Below are 15,341 nucleotides of genomic sequence, written 5' to 3' on the forward strand. Positions count from 1 at the left end.
GCTTCACGCTAACTCTTGCTAGCGTTTTGCTTGCAAGAGTTAGCACCCCGCGCTACCTTCGATTCATGGCCACCGGTAAGGATCTGCCCCAGGACGTCGGGACGTTCATCCGCGACCTGCGGCAGACCGCGAAGATCTCGCTGCGGCAGCTGGCCGACCGGGCCGGGGTGAGCAACCCCTACCTCAGCCAGATCGAGCGGGGGCTGCGCAAGCCCAGCGCCGAGGTGCTGCAACAGCTGGCCAGCGCATTGCGGGTGTCGACTCCCGCGATGTACCTGCGCGCCGGCCTTCTCGACGGGGAAGGTCAGCAGGGGGTGATCGCGGCGATCGCGGTCGACCCCGATCTGACGATCGCCCAGAAGCAGTCGCTGACCCAGATCTACGAGACGTTCCGCAACGAGAATGCCCGCCAGGCCGCCGACGACGCTGCCGCGGCCGCTGATGCCGGCGCCACGGTGCCCGATCCCGCCACCGGCGAGGTCGAGGTCCCGGATGAGGACGCGGCCATCAAGGCGGAGCTCCTGAAAACGCAGACCACCAGCACTCAGCCCGAGGAGAAACCGTGACCGAGCAGACCAAGACCCGTTTCCCTGCCCCGCTCTACGCCGCCGCCGGTGCCGGTGACCTCGCCTGGCAGGAGCTTCGCAAGCTCCCCGCCGTGGTGAGCGAGCTCAGTGACCGCGCTGCCGCGTCGCTGAAGACCGCGAACGACACCGCCACCACCACCGCCGGATCGCTGCGGGAGAAGGCCGGCACGACCGACTTCGACAGGCTGCGCAGCACGGCCACCACGTCCGCCCTCACCTTCGCCCAGGTGGCGCAGGAGCGTGCGGTCTCCGTCTACACCACGCTGGTCGCCCGGGGCGAGCGCGTCGTCGGCACCGGCGTCGTCGACGCCGCCGACGTGGTCAACGCCGACATGCTCGCCACCGAGGAGCCGGCCGCCGCCATCGAGCCCGCCACCACCCCGACCCCGGCGACGGTGAAGCCCCGCAAGCGCGTCACCAAGCCGGCCGCTGAGTAATCGGCGACACGACCTTGATCAGCGGGCCCCCGTGAAAGCGGGGGCCCGCGGCATAGAATCGTCGACATGATTTCCAGCGCGCCGCTGTTCTATGGCCATGTCAAGTTCTACATCGACGTGCTCGTTGTCATCGGATCGATGGTCGTGCAGGCCGTCGCCTTCATCCACTGCGTCACACAGCGCGGCGACGGGTTCCAGGCCATCGGCACCCTGCCCAAGGGTGCCTGGCTCGCGATCCTCGCGGTCTGCATGGTGCTCACCCTGCTCGGCGGGGCCACCGGCATCTTCGGGCTGATCGGCATCGCCGCTGCCCTGATCTACCTGCTCGACGTCCGTCCCGGCCTGCGTGACCTGTCGGACGGCAAGGGCTTCTGGTGAGGTTCCGCCGCCCGGCACCCCCGGACGGTGGCCCACGGGCGCACGGCCCGGGACCCTCCGCGCCGCGGACCGGCCGGCCGACACTCCCGGCACCGCCGACCCAGCTCATCGAGACTCCGCACGGCGCGAGCATCGAGCAGCTGGTCACCGGCACGGGCGAGCCGGTCACGGTCTTCGCCCACGGGCTCGCCGGCGACATCTCGGGCACCCGTCCGCTCGGCAGCGCCGTCCTCGGCCGCCGGGTCTTCTTCCATTTCCGGGGCCACGGCCGCTCCGCGGCGCCGCCCGGGCCGTGGAGCTTCGGTGACCTCGCGGCCGACCTGCGCGCGGTCGCCGACAACGCCGGGGCGACCCGGGCCGTCGGGGTCAGCATGGGTGCGGGTGCGCTGTGCCGGTTGCTCGCCGAGGATCCCGGGCGGTTCGAGCGGATCGTCTGCTACCTCCCGGCGCCGCTGGACGGCGTGCGCCCCAAGGCGGCCGAGGAGCGGTTGACGCGGTTGCTGGCCGCGGTCGAGTCCGGCGAGGCCGCGGCGGTGGCGTGGGCGGTCGAGGAGGAGCTGCCCAACGCTGTTCGCGACACCCCGACCGGGTGGAGCTACCTGCGTCACCGGGTCGAGCAACTGCTGCGGGACGGGCTCGCGCCCGAGCTGGAGACGTTGTGGCGGGAGCCCGCTGTCGCGGATGTCGGGGCGCTCCGGGCGTACACAGGGAAGGCTCTGGTCATCGGTTGTCAGGGCGACGAGGTGCATCCCGTTCCCTGGGCGGAGCAGCTCGCCGAGCTCCTGCCCGACGCGCAGCTGCACGTGTACGACCGGCCGTCCGTGCTGTGGACGAACCGCCAGGAGTTGCGGGACCGAATCTCCACGTTCCTGAACAAGCCGTAACTTTTCGCGGGTTCGAGCGGTGTTAATGGCGTGCGGCTCACCCCGAAATCAGTCTTCCTCGGCATCGTGCTGCTCGGGTTCCCGTTCGCGGTTGTGCTCGGCTGGTCCCTGGGTCACCAGGAGGCCCCGCCGGCGATCGTGAGCGCGGAACCGGGCGGAGCGGGTGGCATCGGCGCGGCCCCGGTCCGGGTCGACCACCCCACGGCCGAGGCCACCACCTCACCTCGATCGGAGTCCGGACCGGTCTCCGTGATCGAACCCGTAGCGACCAGCGTCGCCCCCAGCGCGCCGCCGTCGTCCCCCGCGCCGGCCACCTCCGAGACCACGTCACCGGCACCGACGCTGACCGAACCGCCGGTGCCGACCCCGACCTCGGCGACCCCGAGCGAGCCGAGCGCGTCGCCCTCGCCGTCGGAAACTTCGGAACCTGCCCCCTCCTGGCTGGGCGGACTGTTCCTGAGGCGCTAGTCTCACGGGCCGTGACCGACTCTCCGCTCCGAGCCGCGGCCCAGCAGACCGGCGGCGCCGCCCGTGACTTCTTCACCGGGGCGGGCCTGCTCGGCCGTGGCCTCGGTCTGGTTATCGCCTCCCCGCGCCTGCTCGGCCTGGGCCTGCTGCCCGCGCTGCTCGCCGGGGTCCTCTACACCGGTGCCCTGTTCGCGCTGATCGCGTTTGTCGGCGACCTGGCCGCGGCGGTGACCTGGTTCGCCGACGGCTGGTCCACGGTGTGGCGGGACCTGATCCGGGTGATCGCCGGCGCCGCGCTGATCGGCCTGTCCGGGCTGCTCGGCGTCCTGACCTTCACCGCGGTGACGCTGCTCATCGGCGACCCCTTCTACGAGAAGATCTCCGGCCTGGTGGAGCGTCGCTACGGAGGCGTTCCCGACGAGGTCGAGGTGCGGCTGCTGCATTCGCTGCGCCGGAGCCTGACGGACTCGCTGCGGCTGATCGGCCTGTCGATCGCGGTCGGCATCCCGCTGTTCCTCGGCGGGTTCATCCCGGTGGTGGGTCAGACGGTGATTCCGGTGATCGGCGCTGCGGTCGGTGGCTGGCTGCTCGCCCTGGAGCTGACCGGGGTCCCCTTCGAACGCCGCGGCAAGCGCCTCAAGCATCGCCGCGAGGAGCTGCGCAAACGGCGGCCACTCGCGCTGGGCTTCGGCGTCGCGGTCTTCCTGTGCTTCCTGATCCCGCTCGGCGCGGTGCTGCTCATGCCCGCCGCCGTCGCCGGCTCCACCCTGCTCTCCCGCAAGGTGTTCGGCCTGCCTACCTCCATCGAGCGGGTGGCGTCGATCTAGGCGGAGGCGCGGACGACCAGCTCGGTGGGGAGGACCACTGCGGCGGGTACGTCGAGCCGGTCGTCGATCACGCCGAGCATCTGCCGTGCCATGGTGCGTCCCATGTCGACGATCGGCTGCCGGACGGTGGTCAGCGGCGGGTCGCTGAGCCTGCTGATCTCGACATCGTCGAAGCCGATGACCGCGACGTCCTGCGGGATCCGGCGACCCGCCTCCCGCAGGGCCTGCAGCGCGCCGTGGGCCATCATGTCGGAGGCCACGAAGACCGCGTCCAGCCCGGGGTCGCCGTCGAGCAGGACCCGCATCGCGCGGATGCCCGACTCGCGGGTGAAGTCGCCGATCGCGACCTGCTCGCTCAGGCCGGCCTCGGCGAGCGCGATGCGGTATCCGGCGAGCCGGTCGATGCCCGCGACCATGTCCTGGGGCCCGGCGATCGTCGCGATCCGGCGGCGGCCGGTGGCCAGCAGGTGACGCACTGCCGCGGCGACCCCGCCCAGATGGTCGACGTCCACGTAGGGCACCGGCAGCTCGGTGGGGGTCATCGGGCGCCCGCTGCACACCACCGGGATGCCGAGCCGGGCCAACGTGCCGGGCAGCGGGTCGGCGCCGTGCATCGAGGCGAACATGACGCCGTCGACGTGGCCGGCCATGGCGTACCGCTCGACCCGGTCGTGGCTCGCGGCCGAACCGGCCATCATCAGGACGAGCTGCTTGTCGGCCGCCTCGAGCTCCGTGCTCACCCCGCGGATCACCGCGGGGAAGAACAGATCGTCGGAGAAGACCCGGTTGGCCGTCTCGGGCAGAATCAGCGCGATCGACTCCGTGCGCTGGGTGACCAGGCTGCGCGCGGCCTGGTTGGGCACGTAGCCCAACTCCTCCACCGCCTGCTTGACCGCGTCGCGGATGGCCACCGCGACCGTGGTCGAACCGTTGACGACGCGGGAGACGGTCGCACGCGACACCCCGGCCCTGCGGGCCACCGCTTCGAGCGTCGGCCGCTCCCGCGTCACCATCAACTCACTCCAGACCGTTCCGTCGGATGACCGCGCTGTACCACTTGGCGCTCTGCTTGGGGAGCCGCTCCTGGGTCGCGTAGTCGACGTGCACGAGACCGAAGCGCTTGTTGTAGCCCTCGGCCCATTCGAAGTTGTCCATCAACGACCACGCGAAGTATCCCCGAAGGTCCACCCCGTGGGAAAGGGAGTCGAGACAGGCGCGCAGGTGCCCGTCGAAGTAGTCGATCCGGTCGGTGTCGTGCACCTCACCGGTCTCCGCGGACGGCCCGTCGCCGTACGACGCGCCGTTCTCCGTGATCATCATCGGCACGCCGTAGTCGTCGTGGATCCGGTTCAGCAGCCGGGTCAACGCGGCCGGCTCGATCTGCCAGCCGATGTCCGTGATCGGGCCGACCGGCTTGCGGAACGCGATGCCCTCGCTGCCCGGGGTGTCCAGGGCAGCCGGTGTGCCAGGCTTGGCCGATACGTACGTCGGCGTGTAGTAGTTCACGCCGAGCACGTCGATCGGGGCGTTGATGATCGCCTCGTCGCCGTCGTGGATGTAGTCGAGGTCGCCGAAGCGCGCCATGATCTCGCGGACGTCGGCGGGATACTCGCCCTTGAACAGCGGCTCGAGGAAGATCCGGTTGCCGACGCCGTCGACGATGCGGGCCGCGTCGACGTCGCCGGGGTTGGCCGGGTCGAGCGGCGCGACAGCCGTCGGGTTCAGGGTGATGCTGACCGTCCGGGCGCCGGCGTCGCGCAGTGCCCGCGCGGCGAGCCCGTGCCCGAGCAGCAGGTGGTGCACGGCCTTGAAGGTCGAGCCCGGGTCCTGGATGCCGGGGGCGTGCACGCCGTTGCCGTACCCCAGGTAGGCCGAGCACCACGGCTCGTTCAGCGTGGTCCAGGTGTTGATCCGGTCGCCGAGGCGGGCGTGGACGATCTGGGCGTACTCGGCGAAGGCCTCTGCGGTCTCGCGGTTGGTCCAGCCGCCGCGGTCCTGCAGCGTCTGCGGCAGGTCCCAGTGGTAGAGGGTGACGACCGGGTCGATGCCCTGGCCGATCAGCTCGTCGGTGAGGCGGTCGTAGAAGTCCAGACCGCGGGTGTTGACCGGGCCCGTGCCGTCGGGCTGGATGCGCGGCCAGGCGACCGAGAACCGGTAGGCGGCGAGCCCGAGGTCCTTCATCAGCGCCACGTCGTCGACGTAGCGGTGGTAGTGGTCGCACGCCACATCACCGGTGTGGCCGCGATGGACCCGCCCGGGTGTGCGGCTGAACGTGTCCCAGATGGACGGGCCGCGGCCGTCCTCGTTGACCGCGCCCTCGATCTGGTAGGACGCGGTAGCCGCACCCCAGACGAAGCCCTCCGGGAACCGGAGCCCCGCTGTCCGTGGCTCGCCGCTGGATTCCACCTCGACGGTTGCCGTCATGCGTCACCGCTCCCTGCGTGAAGGCCGCCGCTGCCGGTCGGCTGCGACCGGCCCCGGGGGCGCCGAACTTAACCGGTCCAGCGTACGGCCAAACACCTTCCCGGGAACCCTCCGGAAGTTGCGGAACCGACTGTTCAGCCTGCTCGCAGCGCGGAAATCAGCCGCGGATCGCCAACAATGTGAAGAATGTCTGGTTCGACGCGGCCCATCAAAGCGAGCAATAGGTCGCTCGCCGTGCCCGTGGCCTCGGCGCGCGGGTGATGATCGTCGGAGTCGAGGATCGTGCCCGTGTCGAGCAGCGAAATACCCGCGCCCCGCAGTCGCACGAACCACTCGTAGCTCGCGTCGGTCGCCACCAGGTGCACCACGCCGTGCAGATCGATCGGACCCTTGCGGCGCCCGGCCGGCAGCCAGGTGTCGAGCACCTCGTTGACACCGTCGGCGGCGAGTTTGGTCTCGATCGCGGTCGCTCGCCCGGCGGCCGCCTCGGCGTCCCAGCGGTGCACCGAGACCTCGTGGGCGATCCGGCGCTGCCAGAACACCGCTTTCTTGGCCTGCGCCGGCCAGGACCAGGCGGGCAGATCGGGATCGAGCGCGTCCAGCGTCTCGACCGTGCCGGTCAGCTCGCGGCGCAGAGCGTCCAGCGCCTCCGGCCATGGCGCCCGCGGGGGCTTGTCGGGATCCTCGGGCCGGTCGGTGACGCCGCGTGGCGCCGTCTCCCGGACCTGCCGCAGCACCGTGGTCAGGTGCTCGACGAGGTCGGCCACCGTCCAACCCGGACATGCGGACACGGTGACCTCGGGGCCGGTCTCGGCGACGGCGTCCTGAAACGCCGGGCCATCGGCGCGCAGCGCCGCCAGCCAGAAGTCCTTCGTCGCGTTGAGCCTGTTCATTCAGCTTCTCCCGCTGGAGGAGGACTACCTGTACGTCCCCTAGGGTGGACGTCGTGCCTGACGTTAGTGCTGATTCCCCCGCGACCGCATCCGCAGTGCATGCCAGTTCGCTGGAGGCGTACACGACGCTACGCCTCGGTGGCAAGGCGGGCGCGGTGACGGTCGCGTCCGAACCGGACGAAGCGGTTGCAACGGTACGCTCCGCGGCTCGCCGGGGTGAACCGGTCCTGGTCCTCGCCGGTGGCAGCAACGTGGTCATCGGTGACGACGGCTTCCCGGGCACGGTGCTCCTCCTGCGTACGCGTGGGGTGAAGATCGTCAAGCGGGACTCACGCGGTGTCCTGGTGCGGGTGGCCGCCGGCGAGCCGTGGGACGAGTTCGTGGCCACGACCCTCGGGGACGGGCTCGCCGGGCTCGAGGCGCTGTCCGGCATCCCGGGCTCCGCGGGTGCGACCCCGATCCAGAACGTCGGCGCGTACGGCACGGAGGTCGCCCGGACCATCGAGGCGGTGCACGTGTACGACAGGGAAGCCGACGAGGTCAAGGAGTTGTCGCTGCCCGAGTGCGGCTTCGCGTACAGGTCCAGCGTCTTCAAGAACAACGACCGTTGGCTGGTCCTGGAGGTCGACTTCCGGCTCGACGATGCCACGGTCTCAGCGCCTGTCCGGTACGCCGAACTCGCGCGGCAGCTCGGAGTGGAGATCGGGGAGCGGGTGGGTGCTGATCGCGTACGCGAAACGGTCCTGAAGTTGCGTGCCAGTAAAGGCATGGTCCTGGATCCCGAAGATCTCGACACGCGTTCCGTGGGTTCGTTCTTCACCAACCCGGTCCTTTCCGCGCAACAGTGGGCCGAGGTGCAGGATCGGCTGGTCGATGCCGGTGAGCCGCCGAGCTGGCCGGCGCCGAACGGCACGGTCAAGGTCCCGGCCGCCTGGCTGATCGAGAAGGCGGGCTTCGCCAAGGGGTACGCCGGACGTGACGGCGTGGCCATCTCCTCGAAGCACACCCTTGCGCTCACCCATCGCGGTGGCGGCTCCACGGAGGCGCTGCTCGATCTGGCCCGGGAGATCCGCGACGGGGTCCGGGACCGGTTCGGGGTCGTGCTGCACCCCGAACCCGTCCTGGTGAACTGCGCTCTATAGCGGGAGCCAGAGCGCGAGCACGTTCGGCGGCTCCCAGCTCACGATCGAGGTGTGCGCCTGCCGGCACTGGTAGCGCTTACCGCCGTAGGTCACGATCTGCCCGACCGTGTACGCGGTGTTGGGCGTCCACGCCGTCCCGGTGGGCGGGCTGGTCGTGGGCGGGGTCGTCGGCTTGCTCGTCGGCGGGGTGCTGGGCGGGGTTGAACTGGGCGTGCTCGGCGGCGTGCTCGGCGGCGCTGTCGTCGAGCCGCCGGACGTGAAGCTCTGCATGATCTGGCTGAACTGCCAGGTGCTCTGAGCGATCCCGGAGCAGTTGTCGGCCGCCGCGCCACCCGGGCACCCGCCGTTGTCGCGTTGCAGCGCCCAGAAGGACAGCGCCGCGATGCCCTGGGTCTTCGCCCAGGTGGTGACGGTCTGCGCGTTGGCGATGGTGAACGTCTCGGCCGGCCCGAAGTCGTCCACGCCGATCATCTCGATGATGCCGACCATCGCCCACAGCTGGGCCGTGGTCTTGGCCGGGTAGAGCGTACGCAGCTGCGTCACCAGCCCGTTGGCGGAGCTGATCGTGTCACTGGCCATGTTGTGCGCGGCGTTGTCGTAGTAGTCGAACGTCATCATGTTGACGATGTCGACCTTGGCGTTGTTGGCCACCGCGTTCTGCAGCACCGCGAGCCCGTTCGCCTCGAGCCCGTGCGTGGTGGTCGGCAGGGTGTAACTGAACTCGACCAGCCGCCCGTTCGCGGCTGCCCAGTCCTGCACCTTCTTGATCGCCTTGTTGCGCCGGTCGATGCCGTCGCTGCGGGTCAGCGAGTTGTCCTCGATGTCGAGGTCGATCCGGGTCACGTCGTACGTCGTGACCATCTTCTCGAACTGCGCGGCGATCGAGTCGACGCTGGTGCAGCTGTCGGCGATCTCGGTGCCGGTGTTGTCGGCTGCGTACCCGCCGAACGACGGGATGACGTCGCCGCCGCGCGCCCGGATGGCGCTGATATCGGAGCCGAACGTCGAACTGGCGACGGGCATCGACGTGTCGCCGTTCCAGTACGCGGTGCACGAGCCCACCGTGGCCGTCTGTACGAAGGCCATGGTCAGGAACTTGTTGCCGGACTGCTGGGACAGCGTGTTCAGGCTGTCGCCGTTGTACGCCTCGAAGTACGGGGCGAACACGTGCTGGGGGATGCGCGAGGCGGTCGCCGCCTGGGCGTCGGGGGAGGTGAGGGTGACGAATCCGGTCACCCCGGCGGTTACCGCGAGGGTGACGGCCAGGGTGGCGAGACGGGATCGGCGCATGGGGACTCTCCGGGGCGCGAGCGATCGTTAATAAAACTAACTAAGAGAACCGCTCGCGCCCGGATATGTCAATGCATCGATCTGATTCAGCGGTAGCCGAACACCTGAGCCCAGTAGTAGGTGCCGTCCACCGCACGCTGCACACCCGCCCCGAACGACCGGGCATCGCAGTTCAGGATGTTCTCGCGGTGCGGCGGGCTCGCCATCCAGGACGCCACGACCCGGTCCGGGCTGAGGTACCCCCAGGCGATGTTCTCTGCCGCGGGGGCCTCGTAGCCGATGGCCTTCGAACGGGTCTCGAACGTCGATCCACGCCAGCCCCGATGGCTGAAGTCGCCGGTCGCCGCCATGTAGTGGGCCTGGCGGACCGAGGCGATCATCAACTCCGGATCAACGCTCAACGGTTGGCATCCGCCGATCGCGCGCTGCTCGTTCGTACGATCCACCACCTGCGCCATCAGCAGTTGCTCGGTGGTCGGTTGGGCATCCGGATTGATCGCGGCCCGCGCGGGTGCTGCGGTGGCAGCGAGGATTGCGGCCGGCACGGCCGCGGCAAGGGTGATGCGGCGTACGAGGTCGAACACGGTACTTGCCTCCCGGTCCAAGGCCGGGTCCCTGTTCGCCCGGCAAACGTATCGGACCTGGCTTTCCGGCTGTCCGTCCCTTCTTTCATTGTTTCCGGCGGTACGGCAGGGTTGCTGTGTCAGTCTGTGGGGATGGTCAGGGGTAGGCGGATCTGTGCCCCGGCGCCCGTCTCGGGCTCGTAGGTCAGTTCGACCGTTCCGCCGTGCGCCGCCGCGATCGCCTCGGCGAGCAGGATCCACAGCGCGGTGCTGCGTCGCCGGTGCGGCGGCTCCGGATCGGCGAGCATCCCGGACATCAGGCTCTCGTCGGTGAGCTCCTCCGAGCGCTGCGCGGTGACCGTGACCGCCCAGCCGCCGGCTTCCGATACCGCGCTGACCGCGGCGCAGCGGTCATTGGCCCCGCTGGCCACCGTCCCGACCACGGCGTAGAACAGGTCGCGCAGCAGGGGCGCGTCGGCCTTGATCGTCGGTCCGGCGGTGGCCTCGACCGTGGCGGCGGTGTACGGCTCCCCGCTCGCCAGCAGGTCCGCGGCCTCCCGGATCAGCGCCCCGAGGTCGATGTCCGTGGGCCGCAGCTCCAGATCGCCGCTGTGCAGCCGGCTGACCACCATCAGATCCTGGGCCAGGGCGAGCATCCGGTCGGTGTTACGGCGTACGGCGGCCAGCGCGATCGAGCGCTCGATCGGCGCCAGATCGTCCGTGTCCAGGCTCTCGGTGAACGAGGCGATCGTCGTCAGCGGCGTACGCAGCTCGTGGGAGATCACCGCGAGGAAGCGAGCCTGCAGCGCGAAGGTGTTCGTGGGGGTTCGCACGCTGAACTATAACTTTCCGTATATGAACAGACACGTAACGCTATCGTGGGTTTTGGACATTTCATCTTCGTCACCCGCGGCTGCGGGGGGCGTGAGCAAGACGCTGACCCGCGACCGAGGGCGTGCCGCCCGGGCGGGCAGCCGCGTCAGGCGACGCGGGCGAAGGGTGTGGTGGTGAGCTCAATGAGCAGGTTGCTCGTGGTCGAGGATGACCCGGACATCGCACTGGCCCTGCGGTTGCTCTTCAGCCGGGCGGGCTACGAGGTGGCCCACGCCGGCGATGGGCGAACCGGACTCAAGGAGGCGTACGCCGAGCATCCCGACCTGGTCGTGCTCGACGTCGGCCTGCCCGAGATGGACGGCTGGCAGGTGCTCGAGCGGTTGCGGGACGTCTCCGACGTGCCGGTGCTCGTCCTCACCGCCCACGGACAGGAAGCCGAGAAGGTCCGCGGCCTGCGCGGCGGGGCCGACGACTACCTGACCAAACCGTTCGCCAACAACGAACTGCTGGCCCGGGTGGAGGCGCTGCTCCGGCGTTCGTCCGGCGGGCAGAACAGCTGGGCCAGCCAGATCTACGACGACGGTCTGGTCCATCTAGACCCGACGAAACGCCGGGTCTACGTCAAGGGTGACGAGAAACGCCTCACCCCGACCGAGTTCCGGCTGCTGAACGCGCTGGTCCGGCATGCCGGGGCGGTGCTCAGCCCCAACCAGCTGCTGACCCAGGCGTGGGACGACCCGACGGGCATCGGTCAGGAACGCGTCAAGTTCGCGGTACTGCGGCTGCGGCGAAAGCTCGGCTGGTCGGATCCCGAGGAGTCCCCGATCGAGTCCGTACGCGGATTCGGTTACCGCTACCGCCGGTCCGGCGGAGACGCCTGAGCGGTAGCCGCCCGGGTGTCCTCAGGTGGAGCTCTCGCAGGTCGATGAGGGCATTGGGAAACGAGCAGGAGGTAGGGCGTTGGAAGACCTTGGCGAGATCGTCGGCGAATTCCTCATGGAGAGCCACGAGAACCTGGACCAGATCGACCGGGACCTCGTGGCACTGGAGCAGGAACCCGGATCGCGTGACTTGATCTCCCGTATCTTCCGGGCGATCCATACGATCAAAGGCACGAGCGGCTTTCTGGCCTTCGGCCGGCTGGAGACGCTGGCACACGCGGGCGAGTCGCTGCTGTCCAGGCTGCGCGACGGTGTTCAGCCGGTAACGCCGACCACGATCACCACGCTGCTGGCGACGATCGACGGCGTCCGTAACCTCCTGGAAGCCATCGAGCAGAACAACTCCGAAGAGGGAGTTGACGTCGAGAGCATCATCACCGCGGTCCACGCGCAGATGGCTGCCCCGACCTCGGATGCGCCGGCAGCACCGGCCACGCCGGCCGCGGAGGCCGACAAACCTGAACCGCTGCAGGAGGTGCCTGCCCGTCCGGCGCCCGAGCCGGTCGAGGATCAGCGCCGCCCGCTGGGCGAGATGCTCGTCGAATCCGGCGCGGCCGAGCCCGCCGACGTCGGCTCCGCACTGCAGTCCCAGCTGGAGGGTGACGAGCGCAAGCTCGGCACGATCCTGCTGGAGGAGGGCAAGGCGCAGCCCGCCGCGGTCTCCGAGGCCCTGCAGAACCAGGCCCCGAAGCGCAGCGTCGCCGACAGTGCGATCCGGGTCGACGTCGACCTGCTCGACACCCTGATGAACATGGTCGGCGAGCTGGTCCTCGCGCGTAACCAGCTCGTTCGCGGCGTCATGGAGACCGGTGACTCCGGTCTGGTCCGCAGCGCCCAGCGGCTCGGCATGATCACCTCTGAACTCCAAGAGGGCATCATGAAGACCCGGATGCAGCCGATCGAGCACATCTGGTCCAAGCTGCCCCGGGTCATCCGGGACCTCAGCCAGTCGCTCGGCAAGAAGGTCGAGCTGGTGATGGAGGGCAAGGAGACCGAGCTCGACCGCTCCCTGCTCGAAGCGGTCAAGGACCCGCTGACCCACCTCGTACGCAACGCCGTCGACCACGGTATCGAGGAGGAGGCCCGGCGCATCGCCGCCGGTAAGAGTCCTGAGGGGACGTTGACGCTCCGGGCGTACCACGAGGGTGGGCACGTCGCCGTTGAAGTTGCCGACGACGGTGCCGGCATGGACGTCAACCGGATCGCCGAGAAAGCTGTCGAGAAGGGTCTGCTCCGCGCGGAGCAGGTGCCCGGCATGGACAAGCGCGAGATCATGGCGATGGTCTTCCAGCCCGGCTTCTCCACCGCCGCCAAGGTGACCAACGTGTCCGGCCGCGGCGTCGGCATGGACGTCGTCAAGACCAACATCGAGCGGATCGGCGGCGCGGTCAGCGTCGACTCGACCCTGGGTGAAGGCACGGTCTGGCGGCTCAACATCCCGCTGACCCTGGCCATCGTGCAGGCGCTCACGGTCGACTGCGGCGAGCAACGGTACGTCATCCCGCAGATCGCCGTGCTGGAGCTGGTCTACATCGACGGCAACTCCACGAAGGTCGAGTACGCGTCCGGCGCGCCCGTCTACCGCCTGCGCGGCAAGCTGCTCCCGCTGGTCCGCCTGGACCGCACGCTGGGCCTCGAGGTCGGCGGTGACAAGGGCGTCTACATCATGGTCCTGCAGGCGGACGGGCGGCGTTTCGGCCTGGTCGTCGACCGCGTCCTCAACACCGAGGAAGTCGTGGTCAAGGCGCTCAACAGCCGCTTCAAGGACATCGGGCTCTACTCCGGCGCCACGATCCTCGGCGACGGCAAGGTCGGCTTGATCCTCGACGTGTCGCAGCTCGCCCGCCGCTCGCACCTCACGGCCGAAGGCGACCGCGAGAACACGCTCGGCACCTCCCGCGCCACGGCCGGGGCCACCAACGGGGAGCGTCTGCTCATCACCGCGGTCGGCGAACGCCGGGTCGCGATCCCGCTCGACACGGTCACGCGGCTCGAGGAGTTCCCGCGCAGCCGGATCGAGCAGGCCGGTTCCCGCGAGGTCGTGCAGTACCGCGGCCAGATCCTGCCGCTCATGCGGTTGTCGCATGTGCTCGGGGCGTACAGCGACGCGGAAGAGGGCGACACCGTGTCGGTGGTCGTCTACAGCGAGGGAGGCCGCAGCGTGGCGCTGGTCGTGGACCGGATCGTCGACATCGCCGAGAATTCCACCACGGCGCGACGCGACGTGGAGGAGGACGGCCTGGTCGGCACCGCGGTCATCCAGCAACGGGTGACCGAGCTGCTGGACGTGCGCCGCGCGATCCTCGCCGCGGACCCGAACTTCTACCGCGAGATGACCGCCGACGAACTGGTGGAGGCCTGAGATGGCGAGCCGTCAGTTCGCCACCTTCGAGGTGGCCGAGCAGCTCTTCGGAGTCGAGGTCGACACGGTCCAGGAGGTGCTCTCCTACAGCGAGTACACCCCGGTGCCGCTCGCACCGCCGGCCGTCGGCGGGCTGTTCAACCTGCGCGGTCAGGTGATCGCGGCGGTGGACCTGCGGGTGCAGCTGGGCCTGCCCCGGCAGACCCTGGCCGGCCCGAAGATGAACGTGATCCTGCGGGGCGACGGCGAGCCGGTCAGCCTGCTCGTCGACCGCATCGGCGAGGTCGTCGACCTGGACGACGACGCGTTCGAGCCGCCGCCGGACACGCTCAGCGGGCACACCCGGGAGCTCGTCGTGGGCACGTTCAAGCTCGACGGGCGGCTGATGCTGGCCCTTGACGTGACCCAGGCTGTCGATACGTATCGAGCCACCACCTGATGTACAGCCTCGTCAGTGCCCCCGTTCTCGGCTTCGACCTGACCCGCCTCAAGGGCGGATCGGCGACCGCCGAGGTGCTGTTGCGCGCCCTGCGCCTCAGCCTCGGGGACCTGCCGATCCTCGCCGAGCGGTTGCCGGACGAGGGCGTACGCGGGCCGCTCTGGGTCGAGGTGGAGGGCGCGGCACGCAAGCTGCCGTCGCTGAAGGGGATGAAGGCCGACGACCCGGCGAGTTCGCTCGCCCTGGTCGAACGCGCCCCGATCGGCTCGGTGGACTCGCTGCTCACCTGCCTCCGGTACGACGTGATGGCCTGGACCTGGGAGGGCAGCGGCCGCGACGCCAAGCAGTCGGAGCAGGCCGCCGCGGCGACCGCGCTGCTGTGCGACGCCGCGGTCGCCAGCTACCTGCGTGAGGTGCTGGACGACTCGACGCGGCGGATGCTCGGGGCCGGCTGGGTGTCAGCGGTGCGCAAACTGCCGGTCGGCAAGCCGATCGACCTGGGACCGCACCACTACGCGGTATCGGCGCTGCTCGACCGGCTCCGGTCGATCACGCCGAGGGACCTGGCCCGGCTCGGGCAGTCGGCGGAGGACTCGCGCAAGAGCGCCGGAGGGTGGTCGCCGGCGGTGCACTCGGCGTCGTGGGCGGCGTACCTGTCGGATCGCGTCCGCACCGCCGCGGCAGCGCAGATGCTCCTCGTGCAAGCGATCGACACCGCCGCCATTCCGCTCGCGGAGCGGGCGGGCGGCGTCTGGAACATGCTCAGCGGCGCTGTCCAGGCCCTGGTCGTGCGCGACCTGCTGGACACCGCAACCGCCCACCGGCTGCTGGCCCCGGTGATCGCGGCGCTCGGCCCGGCCTGGCTCGGATGA

General features: G+C 69.8%; 17 protein-coding genes. 11 read left to right on the forward strand and 6 right to left on the reverse strand.

The annotated features are described in order from the left end of the window. Positions 1 to 65 precede the first annotated feature (65 nt). From Aco04nite_RS28970 to Aco04nite_RS28995, 6 genes are all read left to right on the forward strand, one after another. Entirely contained in the window at positions 66 to 566 is a 501-nt protein-coding gene (locus Aco04nite_RS28970; RefSeq protein ID WP_244876375.1) for a helix-turn-helix domain-containing protein, read from the forward strand. Continuing rightward, the gene (locus Aco04nite_RS28975) at positions 563 to 1,024 is read left to right on the forward strand and encodes a hypothetical protein (RefSeq protein WP_213000429.1); all 462 of its coding nucleotides are present in this window, start codon (positions 563 to 565) and stop codon (positions 1,022 to 1,024) included. Before Aco04nite_RS28970 ends, Aco04nite_RS28975 begins: the two co-directional genes overlap by 4 nt. A 66-nt stretch (positions 1,025 to 1,090) precedes the next feature. Beyond that, on the forward strand, positions 1,091 to 1,402 hold the full coding sequence (locus tag Aco04nite_RS28980) for a DUF2516 family protein (protein ID WP_203838097.1): 312 nt from the start codon (positions 1,091 to 1,093) through the stop codon (positions 1,400 to 1,402). Next, positions 1,399 to 2,286 (forward strand): alpha/beta fold hydrolase, encoded by an 888-nt coding sequence (locus tag Aco04nite_RS28985; protein WP_438874948.1) that lies wholly within the window; start codon positions 1,399 to 1,401, stop codon positions 2,284 to 2,286. Before Aco04nite_RS28980 ends, Aco04nite_RS28985 begins: the two co-directional genes overlap by 4 nt. Positions 2,287 to 2,316: 30 nt before the next feature. Continuing rightward, complete coding sequence (locus Aco04nite_RS28990) at positions 2,317 to 2,754, forward strand: hypothetical protein (protein WP_213000430.1); 438 nt, start codon at positions 2,317 to 2,319, stop codon at positions 2,752 to 2,754. Between the two features lie 11 nt (positions 2,755 to 2,765). Then, a complete protein-coding gene (locus tag Aco04nite_RS28995) occupies positions 2,766 to 3,581 on the forward strand; it encodes an EI24 domain-containing protein (protein WP_213000431.1) in 816 nt (271 codons plus the stop codon). On the opposite strand, the gene Aco04nite_RS29000 is transcribed toward Aco04nite_RS28995, so the two are convergent. From Aco04nite_RS29000 to Aco04nite_RS29010, 3 genes are all read right to left on the reverse strand, one after another. Then, a complete protein-coding gene (locus tag Aco04nite_RS29000; protein WP_213000432.1) occupies positions 3,578 to 4,594 on the reverse strand; it encodes a LacI family DNA-binding transcriptional regulator in 1,017 nt (338 codons plus the stop codon). The genes Aco04nite_RS28995 and Aco04nite_RS29000 overlap by 4 nt on opposite strands. 4 nt (positions 4,595 to 4,598) lie before the next feature. Beyond that, positions 4,599 to 6,005: a GH1 family beta-glucosidase gene (locus Aco04nite_RS29005; RefSeq protein WP_213000433.1), complete on the reverse strand. Its 1,407-nt coding sequence runs from the start codon at positions 6,003 to 6,005 to the stop codon at positions 4,599 to 4,601. 134 nt (positions 6,006 to 6,139) lie between these two features. Next, positions 6,140 to 6,898, reverse strand: coding sequence for a maleylpyruvate isomerase family mycothiol-dependent enzyme (locus Aco04nite_RS29010; RefSeq protein WP_213000434.1), 759 nt, complete (start codon positions 6,896 to 6,898; stop codon positions 6,140 to 6,142). Between the two features lie 53 nt (positions 6,899 to 6,951). On the opposite strand from Aco04nite_RS29010, the gene Aco04nite_RS29015 reads away from it, so the two are divergent. Next, positions 6,952 to 8,040, forward strand: a complete 1,089-nt coding sequence (locus tag Aco04nite_RS29015) for a UDP-N-acetylmuramate dehydrogenase (RefSeq protein ID WP_213000435.1) — start codon at positions 6,952 to 6,954, stop codon at positions 8,038 to 8,040. On the opposite strand, the gene Aco04nite_RS29020 is transcribed toward Aco04nite_RS29015, so the two are convergent. From Aco04nite_RS29020 to Aco04nite_RS29030, 3 genes are all read right to left on the reverse strand, one after another. After that, positions 8,035 to 9,330, reverse strand: coding sequence for a carbohydrate-binding protein (locus Aco04nite_RS29020; protein WP_213000436.1), 1,296 nt, complete (start codon positions 9,328 to 9,330; stop codon positions 8,035 to 8,037). The genes Aco04nite_RS29015 and Aco04nite_RS29020 overlap by 6 nt on opposite strands. 86 nt (positions 9,331 to 9,416) lie before the next feature. Beyond that, positions 9,417 to 9,914 (reverse strand): CAP domain-containing protein, encoded by a 498-nt coding sequence (locus Aco04nite_RS29025; RefSeq protein ID WP_213000437.1) that lies wholly within the window; start codon positions 9,912 to 9,914, stop codon positions 9,417 to 9,419. Between the two features lie 119 nt (positions 9,915 to 10,033). Next, entirely contained in the window at positions 10,034 to 10,726 is a 693-nt protein-coding gene (locus tag Aco04nite_RS29030) for a sensor histidine kinase (protein WP_213000438.1), read from the reverse strand. 183 nt (positions 10,727 to 10,909) lie between these two features. Between Aco04nite_RS29030 and Aco04nite_RS29035 the strand changes: the two genes are divergently transcribed. The 4 genes from Aco04nite_RS29035 to Aco04nite_RS29050 all read left to right on the forward strand — a co-directional run bounded on the left by Aco04nite_RS29035 (position 10,910) and on the right by Aco04nite_RS29050 (position 15,341). Then, a complete protein-coding gene (locus Aco04nite_RS29035; RefSeq protein WP_213000439.1) occupies positions 10,910 to 11,608 on the forward strand; it encodes a response regulator transcription factor in 699 nt (232 codons plus the stop codon). A gap of 79 nt (positions 11,609 to 11,687) precedes the next feature. Continuing rightward, positions 11,688 to 14,030: a chemotaxis protein CheW gene (locus Aco04nite_RS29040; protein WP_213000440.1), complete on the forward strand. Its 2,343-nt coding sequence runs from the start codon at positions 11,688 to 11,690 to the stop codon at positions 14,028 to 14,030. Position 14,031: 1 nt separating this feature from the next. Then, on the forward strand, positions 14,032 to 14,469 hold the full coding sequence (locus Aco04nite_RS29045; RefSeq protein ID WP_203838108.1) for a chemotaxis protein CheW: 438 nt from the start codon (positions 14,032 to 14,034) through the stop codon (positions 14,467 to 14,469). Continuing rightward, positions 14,469 to 15,341 carry a hypothetical protein gene (locus Aco04nite_RS29050; protein WP_213000441.1) on the forward strand — a complete coding sequence of 291 codons (873 nt, stop codon included), beginning with the start codon at positions 14,469 to 14,471 and terminating at the stop codon, positions 15,339 to 15,341. The genes Aco04nite_RS29045 and Aco04nite_RS29050 overlap by 1 nt, the downstream gene beginning before the upstream one ends.

This window comes from Winogradskya consettensis, from assembly GCF_018332715.1.
In the GTDB taxonomy this organism is placed as follows: Bacteria; Actinomycetota; Actinomycetes; order Mycobacteriales; family Micromonosporaceae; genus Actinoplanes; species Actinoplanes consettensis.